The sequence below is a fragment of the Halodurantibacterium daqingense genome, from assembly GCF_042666235.1.
Lineage (GTDB): Bacteria > Pseudomonadota > Alphaproteobacteria > Rhodobacterales > Rhodobacteraceae > Halodurantibacterium > Halodurantibacterium daqingensis.
Map to the genome: position 1 here is coordinate 47188 of NZ_JBHTFQ010000005.1, position 13116 is coordinate 60303.

At 66.3% G+C, this 13116-nt stretch carries 8 protein-coding genes and 4 pseudogenes; 6 read left to right on the forward strand and 6 right to left on the reverse strand.

Annotation, left to right across the window (positions count from 1 at the left end; translation table 11 throughout):
* The first annotated feature begins 134 nt into the window (after positions 1 to 134).
* On the forward strand, positions 135 to 2210 hold the full coding sequence (locus ACFQXB_RS10055) for a TonB-dependent siderophore receptor (protein WP_377402980.1): 2076 nt from the start codon (positions 135 to 137) through the stop codon (positions 2208 to 2210).
* A complete protein-coding gene (locus ACFQXB_RS10060; RefSeq protein ID WP_377402982.1) occupies positions 2210 to 3472 on the forward strand; it encodes an MFS transporter in 1263 nt (420 codons plus the stop codon). The genes ACFQXB_RS10055 and ACFQXB_RS10060 overlap by 1 nt, the downstream gene beginning before the upstream one ends.
* Here the strand turns inward: ACFQXB_RS10060 and ACFQXB_RS10065 are convergent.
* Positions 3406 to 4437: a siderophore-interacting protein gene (locus ACFQXB_RS10065; protein WP_377402984.1), complete on the reverse strand. Its 1032-nt coding sequence runs from the start codon at positions 4435 to 4437 to the stop codon at positions 3406 to 3408. The genes ACFQXB_RS10060 and ACFQXB_RS10065 overlap by 67 nt on opposite strands.
* Before the next feature lie 308 nt (positions 4438 to 4745).
* Here ACFQXB_RS10065 and ACFQXB_RS10070 point away from each other — a divergent pair, with 308 nt between their 5' ends.
* Together ACFQXB_RS10070 and ACFQXB_RS10075 are read left to right on the forward strand one after the other, a co-directional pair.
* Positions 4746 to 4979, forward strand: a complete 234-nt coding sequence (locus tag ACFQXB_RS10070) for a hypothetical protein (protein ID WP_377402986.1) — start codon at positions 4746 to 4748, stop codon at positions 4977 to 4979.
* 176 nt (positions 4980 to 5155) lie between these two features.
* Positions 5156 to 5758: pseudogene (locus tag ACFQXB_RS10075) on the forward strand (transposase); the annotation flags it as partial.
* Between the two features lie 292 nt (positions 5759 to 6050).
* On the opposite strand, the pseudogene ACFQXB_RS10080 reads toward ACFQXB_RS10075, so the two are convergent.
* Positions 6051 to 7024: pseudogene (locus ACFQXB_RS10080) on the reverse strand (IS110 family transposase).
* 447 nt (positions 7025 to 7471) lie between these two features.
* On the opposite strand from ACFQXB_RS10080, the pseudogene ACFQXB_RS10085 reads away from it, so the two are divergent.
* Positions 7472 to 7932 (forward strand): annotated as a pseudogene (locus tag ACFQXB_RS10085) (transposase); the annotation flags it as partial.
* Positions 7933 to 8037: 105 nt separating this feature from the next.
* Here the strand turns inward: ACFQXB_RS10085 and ACFQXB_RS10090 are convergent.
* From ACFQXB_RS10090 to ACFQXB_RS10100, 3 genes are read right to left on the reverse strand one after another with little or no spacing between them, the layout of a single operon-like run.
* A complete protein-coding gene (locus ACFQXB_RS10090; protein WP_377402990.1) occupies positions 8038 to 8889 on the reverse strand; it encodes a DUF6544 family protein in 852 nt (283 codons plus the stop codon).
* A gap of 25 nt (positions 8890 to 8914) precedes the next feature.
* Entirely contained in the window at positions 8915 to 9877 is a 963-nt protein-coding gene (locus tag ACFQXB_RS10095) for an alpha/beta fold hydrolase (RefSeq protein ID WP_377402992.1), read from the reverse strand.
* A gap of 9 nt (positions 9878 to 9886) precedes the next feature.
* Positions 9887 to 10900 carry an Acg family FMN-binding oxidoreductase gene (locus ACFQXB_RS10100; RefSeq protein ID WP_377402994.1) on the reverse strand — a complete coding sequence of 338 codons (1014 nt, stop codon included), beginning with the start codon at positions 10898 to 10900 and terminating at the stop codon, positions 9887 to 9889.
* Between the two features lie 430 nt (positions 10901 to 11330).
* Between ACFQXB_RS10100 and ACFQXB_RS10105 the strand changes: the two genes are divergently transcribed.
* Positions 11331 to 11804, forward strand: a complete 474-nt coding sequence (locus ACFQXB_RS10105; RefSeq protein ID WP_377402996.1) for a hypothetical protein — start codon at positions 11331 to 11333, stop codon at positions 11802 to 11804.
* 72 nt (positions 11805 to 11876) lie between these two features.
* Here ACFQXB_RS10105 and ACFQXB_RS10110 read toward each other — a convergent pair.
* Positions 11877 to 13021: pseudogene (locus tag ACFQXB_RS10110) on the reverse strand (IS3 family transposase).
* Positions 13022 to 13116: the final 95 nt, after the last annotated feature.

Here is a 13116-nt window from a genome sequence, read left to right on the forward strand (position 1 = left end):
GCATGTTGGCCTGTCAGATGATCGCCACCAGGCGCCAGTTCCATGTCGGCGGACAGGCTGCACCGGCCGCAAACGAATACTTGACTATTTCACTATGATTCCTATTGTCGCGGCAAATCCAGAGGAACAGCGACATGTGGATCAGATCCCTTCTTGCCGGCACCACCATTCTGGCGTCGGTGTCTCCGCTTTCGGCGACGGCGCAGAGCATCATCGAGCTTGAACCGATCATTGTTCAGGCGGAGAGCAACACGACCCTGATCCAGGATGGCTATGTCGCCGAAAGCGGCCGTCAGGCCACCAAGGTTGATACACCGATCCTTCAGATACCGCAGGCGATCACCACGGTGACGCAGGCGCAGCTCGAGGATCAGAAACCCCGCACCCTGAACGAGGCGCTTGGCTATACAGCAAGCGCCAACCCCAACAACTACGGGTTTGACACCCGCTATGACGCCTTCTTTCTGCGCGGGTTTCCGGCCTACTACACCGGGATTTTCCGCGACGGATTGCGGCAATACAACGGTCCGTCGGCCTGGTTCCGCAACGATCCGTACACGACCGAAGGTGTGGCGATCCTGAAGGGGCCGGCCTCGTCGCTTTATGGCGTCAGCGGGCCGGGCGGGCTGGTGAACATCGTGTCAAAACGCCCCACGGAACATCGCTACCGCGAGATCGAACTGCTGGGGGGCACCGATGACCGCAAGCAGCTGGCCTTCGACTTTTCCGGCCCGGCTGACGATGCCGGCGTGCTGTCCTACCGGCTGACAGCGCTGGCCCGCGACAGTGGCACCACCCTGCCCGGCTACCGGGACGACAAGCTGCTGTTCGCCCCGGCGCTGAGCTGGAACATCAGCGACCGGACGCGACTGACGGTGCTGGGCGAATATTCTGACGCGACAGTGGGCGGCACTGCAGCCTTCTACAATCCCTCCTATGGCGTGGCTTCGCGGCTTTATGAAGGCGATCCGGCCTATAATGACTTTTCGCAGCAGCAGGCGCGGCTGGGCTACGAGCTGGAGCACGAGGTCAACGACGCGCTGGTACTGCGCCAGCACCTGCGCTTTGCCGATGTCGATGCCGATCTCGAATACAGCGGCCATTATCCCGACGGGGCCGGTGGGCTGGCGCGCTATTGGGGCCACTATGCCGAGACGATGAAGGTTTTCACCGTCGATAACATGGCGCAGTTCACCTTCAGCACCGGCGCGGCCAGCCATGAACTGGTGGCAGGGCTGGATTTCACCCGGGCGGAATATGACGCGCATTCGGTGGTGGGCTATGTCTCGGCGCCGGCGACGGCTGCCATGGACCTGCCCTACTATGGCGGTCAGCGCAGCAATCAGACCGGCCTTTACCTCCACGATCAGATTGCCCTGGGGGCCTGGACCGTCTTTGCCAGCGGCCGCTATGACTGGGTGGAGACGACCGCCATCGCCGCGGACGGCACGCGCACCAGAACCGATGATGATGCGTTTTCGGGCCGCATTGGTCTGTCCTACCAGATGGCCAACGGGCTTGTGCCCTATGCAAACCTGTCCACCTCTTTCTCGCCCAATATCGGCGTTGTCTATGACGACGTCACCTCGAACGACAGCCGCCCGGCGGAACCCACGCGGGCGCTGCAGAAAGAGGTTGGGCTGAAATACCAGTTGCCGGGCACCAACAGCCTGGTGTCCGCCGCCTTGTTCGAGATCGAGCAGAAAGACGGCATCGTCTTCGACACCTCGACCGGCATGAACCGGCAGCGCCAGCTTGACCTGACTTCGCGCGGGATCGAACTGGAAGCCGTGGCCAACTTCGATCACGGACTGAGCGTCATCGCCTCCTATACCCATCTCAAGGTCAGAATCGACCAGGGTGCGACGGGCACCGCAGGCAACGAACTGTCGGCAACGCCGAACGATGTCGCCGCCCTCTGGGTGCAATATGATGCCGATCAGGGGGCGCTTTCGGGCCTTGGGCTGGGGGCGGGGCTGCGCTATGTCGGCCGCAGCTGGGGCGATGACACCAACACCTTCCGCAACAGCGACCGGATGTTCGTGGATCTCGCCGCCTCCTATGATTTCGCCGCACAGGGGCTGCGGGGGCTGAAGCTTCAGGCCAACGTGAAGAACCTGTTCGACCAGAGCGAACAGATGTGCACCGCAGGCTATTGCTACTTTGACGAAGGTCGGACGGCCACCCTGTCCATCGGCCGCCGCTTCTGATGGCACGGAGCCCGGCCCTGCCGCTGATCGGCGCGATCGGCGGACTGTATGTGGCGCAAAGCGTCATTGCGGGTCTTACATGGTCCGGCCTTCCGGCCGTGCTGCGGGCGCAGGGATTGCCGCTGGACAGGATCGGGCTTCTGTCGCTGCTGATCCTGCCCTGGGCGCTCAAGTTCCTGTGGTCCCCGGCGTTGGAGCGTGTGCGCCTTCCTGCTGCGGGGGGCAACCGTTCGGCGCCTGTGGTGCTGCTGGGCGGAGCCATCGCGGTCCTGGGCCTGCTGGTGGCAGGGGCCCTGGGACCGGCGCCGCTTCTTCCGGTGCTGGCCGCGCTGATGGTGGTCGCCTTTGCCACCGCCACGGTCGATATCGCCTGCGACGGCTATGCGGTGGAAAACCTCCGCAGCAACGATCTGGGCTGGGGCAATGCCGCACAGGTGGGCGGCGCCTATGTGGGCGCGGCATTGGGCGGTGGTGTGCTTCTGGTGCTGGTGCAGATCCTGGGCTGGCAAGCAGCAATCTGGATCATGGCCGCGCTGGTGGCGCTGCTGGGGCTTCCCTTTCTGGCGCATGCGGGACGCAGGACCGGCGCGCGCGAACCTGCACGGATGCATCGTCCCTCGCTGCGGGCGGCACTGGCCCGGCCCGAGATCCGCCAGGGCCTCGCCATGGCGGCGATCTATGTGGTTGGCCAGAAGACGGCGATGGCGATGGCCGGCCCGTTCCTTGTCGATCAGGGGTTGAGCCTCGCGCGTATTGGGCTTCTGAGCGGGGCGGCAAGCCTGACGCTCGGCCTTCTGGGGGCGCTTGTCGGGGGAGCGGCCACCCGCGCCTTCGGGATCCGTCCCGTTTTGGCCGGCGCCGCGGCCTTGCAGGCGCTGGCGCTGGCGCTGATGGCGTTGCAGGCGGCCACTGCTGCCCTGCCCCTGGCGCTGGTGATCGGCGTGGCGCTGCTCGGCGGATCGGCCGTCATGTCGATCGGATTCGTGGCCCTGTACGCACAGTTCATGCGCTGGTCCGATCCGCGCCAGGCGGGGGTGGACTTCACCTTGTTTCAGTGCATGGACGCGGCTGTCAGCATGGTGGCGGGCGTCGCCGCGGGCGTTATGGCCGAACACCTGGGATATGGGTTCTTTTTCGCGCTTGCCGCGGCACTGGCGCTGGCGGCCATTCCCGCCATGCGCCGCGTCGCGCCCCGTCAGGCGGCCGAAGAAGTATGGTGCGGCTCTTCCGCCAGTTCCCCGGCGATCCCGCGCCGCCAGTAGGCCACGACCATGTGCCGATCGCGCGGCATCTTCCAGACGGACCGGACATGGCGACGGATGTCCCGGAATGCGTCGAATTCGCAGGCGGCCCAAAGGTAAAGATCCTCGGACGGCTGGCAGCGCGTGAGCGCCTCGGCCAGAAGCCGGGTCGTGCCGGGCGCGGCGCCGCGCCGGTGCAGCCATGTCACGGGACGCGCCAGCACCTGTTGGTCCTCGGGGCCGTTGACCTCGATGATCGTCTCGCAGATCGTGGTGTCAGGCAGGCTCTCCAGGATCCGCGCAATGGCCGGCAGTGCCGTTTCGTCGCCCAGCAGCAGAAGGCGTGGTGTTCGGGGGATCGGTCCGCCCCCGGGGCCGAGCAGCCCGACGATGTCACCAGGTTTGCAGGAGGCGGCCCAGGACGCGGCCGAGGCGCCCTCGGTCGGATGCAGCACGAAGTCGATATCGACTTCGCCCCGCGCCACATCGACGCGCCGGATGGTATAGATCCGGACCAGCAGCGCATCGGCGCCGCCGGGGAAGGTCAGCGATCCGCTGGGCGTCAGCATCGGCCAGACCGGCGGAAGATTGGCAGGGCGGCCCGGGGGCGGAAGCAGCAAACGGATGTGCAGCTCGTCCACCGGCAGCGCAGCAAGGTCCGGCACCGCGAAGGTCACCCGCTGCAGCGCGGGCGTCACCCGCCGCACTGCGGTCACGCGCGCCTCGCGGAAGAACGGCGGCAAGCCCTGCCCCTGCCCGTCGCCTTCCCAGACAAGCTCGACCGGCGCATCGAGATATTCGCGGATATGATCCACAAAGATCAGCTTCATGTAGCTGAGCCCGATCGGGTTGACCCCCTGCGCATCCACCAGCAACGCCCCTGCGTCCTGCCGCACCTCGAACTGACCCAACGGCAGCGCCATGCGCCAGGGGCCATCGGTGCCGCCGGTGACATACTCCGGATGGTCGGCAGCAAAGCGGGCCATTGCAGATCGGCAGTCTGGATGTTCGAGCCTGGTCGTCGCGTGCAGCATCGGAGACCTCCGACAGGAAGTTGCTGGGAAAGGTGCTGGCGCGGCGAAAGCCTGGCTGACGAAAGTCTAGCAAACCCGCCCAGGCACCGCCAGCCCCCGCAGCGGCATCGGACAAGTGACGGTTCGGTCGATCCAAAGGTTCCGGGATCTTCAGGATTTTCGCCTCTGTTAGGCATGGCGCCCGTCGAGAACGATGAACGCAAGCCCGCCTGCATTGGCCAGCAGCTTTTCCCAGAGCGCCGGGAGAGCAGTCGGGCGATGTGGAGCGCCGCATCACCGTCTCCGAGCGTCATGCGCATTATGCCGGCAAAGCCATTCAGGGGCGCGACGGGTTTCAGCTTGAAGCGCGCCCGGCCATCGGGATCCACAGGCCACTCGAACAGGTCGGGCTGGCGACGCTGCCGGAGGGGCCGCTGATACTCGGCTGGCTCACCGATTGCGCTGTCCTGCGCGACCAGGCGCCTGCCCGCCGAGCCCGGCGCGCCAGCCGCTGACGCTTCAACTGAACCATGTGCGCAGGCCACGCCTTTCGCGTTATGTCCGAGGAGTTGGTGTGATTTCGGCGCTGCAGCGGTGTGATTTCTGTTGGCTATCGAGGTATATGGTCGAGGTGGAGTGTGGCGGCGGTGGCCACGGAGCCTGCGGAGACCGCGATGACCCCAGGACCAGCATGAACCTCTCCGATCTTCTGGCCACGCGCGATCAGGCAACTTGCTGGGCGGCATTGCCGAAGCCGTGCTGCGTCTCATCATGGAGGGGGATGTGGAAGGCATCATCGGTGCTGGCCGCCATGAACGCAGCGGCGAACGCACGACCTGGCGCAACGGGTATCCCAGGGCGCGCTCTCGATACCCGTCCGGGCAGGCTGAAGCTGCGGGTGCCGAAGCTGCGGCAGGGCAGCTGCTTCCCGGGCTTCCTCGAGACCCGGAAGACCTCGGAGCAGGCGCTGGTGGCTGCAACGCCGGGGGCGGCCCGTTCGAAGCTGATCGACCGGCTGCCCGGGAGAACGAAGCCGCGGCGGGGCTATCACAAAGCGCGGACGCGGCGCTGGTGGCGTTGATCTCGACGCTGGTAGCGGTGCGCCTGACCTATGGCTACCGACGGATCACGCCGATCCTGAACCGCCAGTTGCGATCAGAAGGCTGGAACCGGTCAATCGCAAGCGGGTCACCCGGATCATGCAGGCCCCAGCCTGCTGCTGGCGCGGAAATACTCCGAGCGCCCCGAGCATGTTCACGACGGCAAGGTGATCGTCATGCGCTCGAACCTGCGTTCGCCATTGGGCTTGAACCTTATGGATGGCTCCTGCGTGGCACGGGGCTTGTGGTCTTTGGCATCTGGTCGGCTGCGGCCACGCATTCGGCGTCTGATCTGCGGCGGTGATCGCGCGCTGATGAACGTCTGCCCGAGGTGTGGGTCCCTCCCGATGGCATGCGCGCGTGGCGCTCGGGGTCACGGGGTGTCCCTGCCTCATGTCCGTCAGCTTGCCATCATCTCACTCTGCCCGCGCCATCTCGTTCAGGCCAGCAACAGCGGCGCGCATTTCTGTCCGGTCATGCCGGTCGTCAAACCTCGCCGGTTCCCGGCATGGCCCAGATCGCCCGTGCCATGCGATTGGCCAGGGCTATGGCAGCACCCTTGAGCGGCCTTGTCGTGATCAAGGGCCCCAGCCAATCCGTGCCGGGGTCAGAGAGCTTACGCATGCATTCCCCCATGGCGCCCAGGTAGAGCAAGCGTCGCATAAACCGGCGCCCATCCTGGAGATGGAGCTCGGCTTCTCCTTGCCGCCACTCGAATGCGGCTTTGGCGTCAGGCCAGCAAGGCGGGTAGATCCGGGCCGATCGCAAGCCCGGCACATCAGGCAGCGTTGCCACCAGCAGGCCGGCGGTGATCGGTCCAACGCCCGGCACTGTCTGGAGAGGGCACGCGGTCCCGTTCTTCTCTGCATCGACCTTGAGCCGAGCGGTCATGGTATCGAGGCGCTGCCTGGTGTCGCGGAACTGGCCGGCAAGCAGATCAAGCGGCATCCGCGTCTCGGGCGGCAGATCGGCTGTCTCCGCCTCGGCAGCAAGGCGGCCCATGTTGGCACCCTTTCGGCACCACGATGCCGAACTCATCCCGATGCGCGCGGAGTGCATTGGCCAGCTGCGTCCGTTGACGGACAAGAAAGCCGCCTGCCCGGTGCTGCATCAGCACCGCCTGCTGCCTCTCGCTCTTGACCGGCACAAAGCGCATGTTCGGACGGGTTACCGCCTCGCGGACGGCCCCCGCATCAGCCGCATCCGTCCTGCCCCGCTTGACGAAGGGTTCGAGGTAGGAGGGCGGGATCAGCCGCACCTCATGGCCAAGCCTTGCCAGTTCTCCTGCCCGGTAAAGGGCCTCCGCGCAGGCTTCCATTCCTGAGGCAGGGAGGCAAGCGAGAGAGGAACGGCAGCACCTGCGCGCGCCTGACCTGCCGGCGCAGGACGACAGCGCCCTCTGCATCAGCGGCATGAACCTGGACCACGTTCCTGGCCAGATCCAGGCCAACTGTGATAATCTCCTTCCCGGGTGGCTCCCTTCATTGGCGCTTGGACAGCACCCAATGTGGCACGTTGCGATGCGGGGAACGGGAGCCGCCCGGTCATCAATGGCGCCCTCATCGGCGCACTGCTCGGACGGGTGCGAGTTCACCTGCCGGAACGGGGTGATCGGCAACGGTCGGTCGGCAAGAGGCGCAGGTGATCCCGCCAGCGCTGGGTCCGCCGCGCGATCGCGGACAGGAGGGCGAACCGCCAGTCTGTCCATCGGAGCCGGTGCGGCGCCACCGACCGGGAGGGCGGCCATCGCCGCGAAAGCGCGGGCTCCCGACAGTCGCGGCCATCGCCGCGCGGGCTTCCGGGCGGCGGGTTTCAGCGGTCGATCAGGCGCTTGTCCATTTCCGCCACGGTCTGAAGCAGCCGCGCGCTGCTTCCGAAGGCCTGCTATGCCCGGATCAGCGAGGTGGGTTCGCTGGATGCGCAACGCTCTGGCCCATGTCTCCCGCGGCCAGCACGGCGGGGTCGCCGCCGCAATCCGCAAGGCCTTCGACCAGCCGGACCGCGCCCATGCCGGCGAAACCTGGAGCAAGCTGTCCGAACAGCTGCGCCCGCGTCGGCCCAGGCTTGCAGACTTCATGGACACCAGCGGCACAACCTGCCGGCCTTCCTGTCCTTCCCGCGCCAGCACCGCACCAGGCTGCATTCCACCAATCCGATCGAGCGCCTGAACAAGGAGGTGAAGCGCCGCGCCGATGTCGTCGGGATCTTCCCGAACGAGGCCTCCATCATGCGCCTGATCGGCGCCGTGCTGTCCGAGGAGAACGACGAAGGGCAGACCTCGAGCCGCTACGCGATCATCGAGGCCCTCGCACAGATCGCCAGAGAGAAGATCGACCCCATTCCCAGCATAACCACCAAAGCCGCCTGATCATGCCCTCAGCGGGAAATAATACCAGCTCGACGGACGTGACCCGCATTGCCCGTCGCTCTGGTGAGTGGGCTTCAATATTCGGTCGCGATCGGATCCCGAGCTTCAGAAGTCCGCACGCGTAAGGGTGGCGAGAAAGAAGGGTGCATAGTCGGGGGCGCCGAACATGTTGCCCATCTCGACGCGGGTGGGGATCAGGAAACCGCCGTGCCGCCCCATCTCCAGCAACCGGCCGCCGAAGGGTTGCAGGCGGTAGATCCTTTCCGGGTTGGCGTCGGTCCAGCGCAGGGCGACAACCTCCAGCGGCCTACCCTCGGCGTCGAGCGTGATCCGCATGGGTTCCAGCCCAGGGGTTTCGGCGAAGCGAATCTCGGCGTTGTCGGGCCCGGTCTGGACCCATTCGGCTCCGAATTGCGGCAGCAGGGACGCGGGGGCCCAGATCGCCTCCATCATCACGCGGGTGGCGGCGGCGCGGGCGTGATCGCCGGTCCCGCCGATGCGCGCCAGCGGGAACAGGCCGTGCAGCCAGAACTTGGTCCAGCTTTCCTCGATCCCGGCTGCGCTGGTGTAGCCGTCCGAGCCGCCAACGCGCATCAGCCCCGATCCCAACTCGGCCTGCCAGACAAACCCCCGCGCGGGCGGCGCGAGGATCTCGCGTGCAGTCATTGGCATGGAGTTGCCATTCATTATGAAGCTGCCCTCCATCTCCAGCCTGACCATACGGTGCAGGGGCGTGCTGGGTTCGATGGCGCGGGCAAAGTAACGCCGGGCAACCTCGGGCAGGCCTGCTGTCATGGCCGGATCGTAGCGCGGCGGCTCGGCCTCACGTGCGGCCTCCAGCGCCGCCCAGACCCGCGCCGCCTGCAGCCGGTCGCGGGCATGGACCCACAGCCCGAGGGCGGCGGCGGCGGCCAGAAATGCTGCGAGGGCGAACAAGGTGATCTCGAGAACGGTCATGGGCTGAGGTCCTGAAAGGTGATGGTCACTCCGCCGCCGCAGGGACGTGGGCGACAAGGAATGCGGCAATCTGCTGACGGACCTCCTCGTGGTGGCCCAGCAGCAGGTGCCCGCCGGTGGGGAATAACAGCGTCAAGGCCCCTGGAATGCCCTGAGCCGTGAACTGCGCGGTGGCAACGGGGGCAAGCCGGTCGTCGAGGGCGTGGACGATGAGCACGGGGACACGGATCGCGCCCGGGTCTATGGGGTGGGCGGGGTCGATGGCCGCGCCCTCGTTCGCCAGCCCCGCGCGACGCCCGGTGACCGGCAGGAAGGCCGCGATCATCGCGTCAAGGAAGGCGGCCTCGGTGGCGGTCATATGCGCGGTCAGTTCGGGCCTGGCGTCGAAGATCGGGGCAAGCGCGCGGGGCGAGAGGCGGAGGACCGTCCAGAGCGGCAGATCGGTCGCAAAGAGCGCGTCATAGTGCCAGATCGGCACCGGAAGCTCCTGCTTCGCGGCCGTGAGCGGGGCGTAGGGAGCAAGCGACAGCAGGATCAGCGCCTGCACCCGTTCCGGATGGCGTAGCGCGAACTGCAGCGCCGGGGGCACGCCGCCCGACATGGCTATGACCGTCACCCGACCGATGCCAAGGCCGTCGAGCAGTTCGGCAAAGGCATCGGCCTGCGCGGCGGTCGAAGGGTCGGCGGGCAGGCCTGATCCGGGATAGCCGAAGCGCGAAGGCGCGATCCAGCCTGTTCCCTCGGGTAGGAACGCTTGCGCCATGAGCGCCCCCTGATCATGCCCGCCACCGGCGCCGTGAATCACCAGCACCGGCACGCCCTGACCGCCCGTCGCATAGGCGACCGGACCGAAGGACGTCTGGATCACCCGCGCGCTGGCCGCCAGCTGCGCCTCGATGGCCCGCATGTCGCGCTGCCAGACCAGCCCGACAGCGATCGCGCCAAGCGCCAGCGCAAGCAGGATCAGCCAACGCGCGCGACGCCTCATGGCAAGGTCTCACACATCGATCACGGCCGAGACCGGGCGGCGCAGCGACCGCGGCATCGCCGGGGCATAGCCGAAGCGCAGCACCATGTCGGGGCGCCGCTCGCCGAGCCCCAGCAGGGATTGCAGTTGCGGCCGGGTCGCCGCCACTTCGACCGGCTGGTTCAGATGCGCGTGCCGGATCCCCAGCGCGGTGGCCTGCAGGGCGAAGCGTTGACAGGCGCGCCCGGCCTGCACCCAATGCGCGGGGGCGTCGCGGTCGGAATGGATGATCGCCAGCCCCGCCGAGGACCGAACCTGCCGGGCATAGCGGTCGTTCTCGGCCCCCACCGTCAAGAACCGGTCGAACATGAACCGGCCAAGGAATGTCGGCAGCGTAGGATTGCCCGAGGCGGCGGAATAGAGCCCGTCGCCTGTCTCGATGGCCGCGGCGGCGTTGAAGCGCAGCCAGGATTTCAGCTCGGCGGCAAAGGCCGGGTCCGAGAGCTGCACGGCATTGGCGGTCAGGATCAGCTCCAGCACCTGCGCGATCCGGGCGGGATCAGTGATCAGCATCACCTCGGCGCCCTCCACGCGGGCGGCGGCCTCCAGCGCGGCCAGATCGGTGGCCGGGACCGCGCGGCCGTCGTAGTCGGACCGGGTGCATTGGCGGTCGAGAATTGCGTCAGACAGCGGATCGGCCCCGCCCCCCTCTGCCAGGCCGATCTCGACCCGCCCCTCGCCATCAGGCACGAAACCCAGCTCCGCCGAGCGCCCGGCCGCGCCTGCCGCGAGCATCAGGTTCTCGGCCGCGCAGCCGAGCGAGGCGTAAAGGTGGTGGTGATCCCCATCCGCCACCGGCAGCGCGCGGGACATGTCGGGCAGGATCGCCACCCCCTCGGCCGTCGGCCGGAACCGCCATGCTTGGGCATTATGGCTGTTTGCGGCGAGAGTAGCGTGGTGCACCAGCCCCATGAAGGTACCCGGATCGCGTGCCGCCCAGAGCGCAGCGGTGGCGGCATCGTGATCGGGGCCTCGGGTGAGCATATATACGCCTCCGGCAGCGAGAGCACCGCCACCGAGTAGGAAGAGTCGTCTCGAGAGCATGGGCACCATCCGGCGGAAAAGGGGGAATCGGGTGACAATGGAAGTCACCGCTTCGAATATCATGATTCTGCAATGCATCGATTTGACCTCGATCATCGGAAAGCGCGATTGCCTGGCCTGAAAGCCCGACCAGAGCCTTGCCGAAGGCCGTGCACCGATCACCTCTCTTGTTGCCTCTCCTTCGCCTGATCATTCCTCTTGGGTGCCGCGCCGGCGGGCCTGCTGCGGACAGGCTCTCCGCGTACGGCGCTGGACGTCCCATCCGTCCGGGGTGAGGCGGTCAGAGGCCCTATGGCGAAGGCATCTGTCGCTACAACCCGCTGATGCTGGCCCAGGCTGTCCGCCACAGGATATGGTGCTGGGGCTGGCAATGGCAGTGCTGGGTGGGGCGGCCCCGTGGCTGCGCGGGCAGGACCGTGGGTTGATCGTGGTGCTGGGGACGCTCGACTGTCTTTGGCATGTCCAGCCTGGATGGCATTGGGAGCTGCTCTGGACTGGTTGTTTCCCGCTCATATCGCGCTCTCCTCTGCCACGACATCCGCGCTCTGGATCGCCGGGCCCGAAGGGTTGTTGCCGCTCGATCCCGCCCTGTTGCCGCGCCGGGGGATCGGCCTCTTCCTCACGCTGGTATGTCACCGCCGACCCCGGCAAGATCGACGCGCTGGAGTTCGCCTGTCTCTCGGGCCCGCAGGTCGAGAACCGCTCGGGCTGGGACGTGGACGGCGTGGAGATCCGGGTGATCCTGGATTTCCGGGCGGGCTTCATCGACCACCGGCGCTGGTTCATGAACGCAGCGCGTGATGGCCGATCTCGCCCAGCTCACCGCCTTGGCGGGACGCCCTGATGACCGCGCGCTATCGGGACTGATCCGATCCCCAGCGTTGGACCGCCCGAGGGCAGAGTTTTCCGGCTTCGCTCAGGGTGACGGGCTGGTGACGCCCCCTGATTTCGTCAGCATGATCGGGACCTTGTTGCCGATCGCGCCGTGTGGCCGTTCCTCGTTATAATATCTACGCCAAGCCTCCAACTTTTCGGCCGCGTCCGCAAGGGTCAGGAACCAGTGCTGGTTCAGGCATTCAGCCCGGAACCTACTGTTGAACGCCTCGATGAAGGCGTTGTCGGTCGGTTTGCCAGGCCGGGAGAAGTCGAGAACCACCCCGCGCTGGCAGGCCCAGAGGTCCATGTCGCGCGAGACGAACTCGTTGCCTTGGTCGACGCGGATCGTCTTGGGATAGCCCACCGTGCGGCAGACCCGGTCGGGGGTCGCCACGACATCTTCGCGGTAACTGTAGCGAACGTCGAGCACCGGGACGTATCGTGAGAAGGTGTCGACCACGGTCAGAACCCGCAGCTTCTTGCCTGTCGCTAACTGATCGTGAACATTCGCCGGGAAAACAGTCCCCCGGACTGTTTTCTGGCCCGGCTCATTCCATCGCCCAGACATCATTCGGCCCGACGGCGACAGCACGGTCATCGCGCAGTTTGGCCTTCACCCGCCGCTTGGGCGTCTTGTGCCTGAGCTGCATGCCCAACTTCCTGTAACTGCGATAGACTTTCTTGATGTTGATGCCCCAGCCTTCACGGACGAGCAGGACGTGAAGGCGCCGGTAACCATACCGGACCCGCGTCTCGCAGATCTCCCTGATCCGCTTCGCCACGGCAGCCTGATCGGTGCGGCGGGATTGGTAGTGGAACGTCGAACGGTCAAACCCGATGGCCCCACAAGCCTGCCGGATCGACACCGCCCAATCGCTGCACATCCCGCGGACGAGTTCGCGCATCCGACCAGGCTTCAGAGCTTTCGCCGGATAACGTGCCTCGCAACATCTCACGGTCGAGCGTCAGGTCCGCCACGATCTTCTTCAGCCGTGCGTTCTCGTCCTCGAGCTGCTTCAAACGCTTCATCTCGGTCGGCAGAAGTCCGGCATACTTTTTCTTCCAGTTGAAATAGGTCGCCTGGCTGATCCCCGCTTTGCGGCAGATCTCCGCAACCGGCGTTCCGTCTTCGCCCTGCTTGATAATGAACGCCTTCTGCGCGTCCGAGAAATTGCTCGCCTTCATCCGATTCCGCTCCTCTCCCAGCCAGGAAAGCGTAGCGGAAAACTCCAGCTTCAAACGGTCCAGTTTGCGGGGATCAGATCAACCTGAAGGAGCAG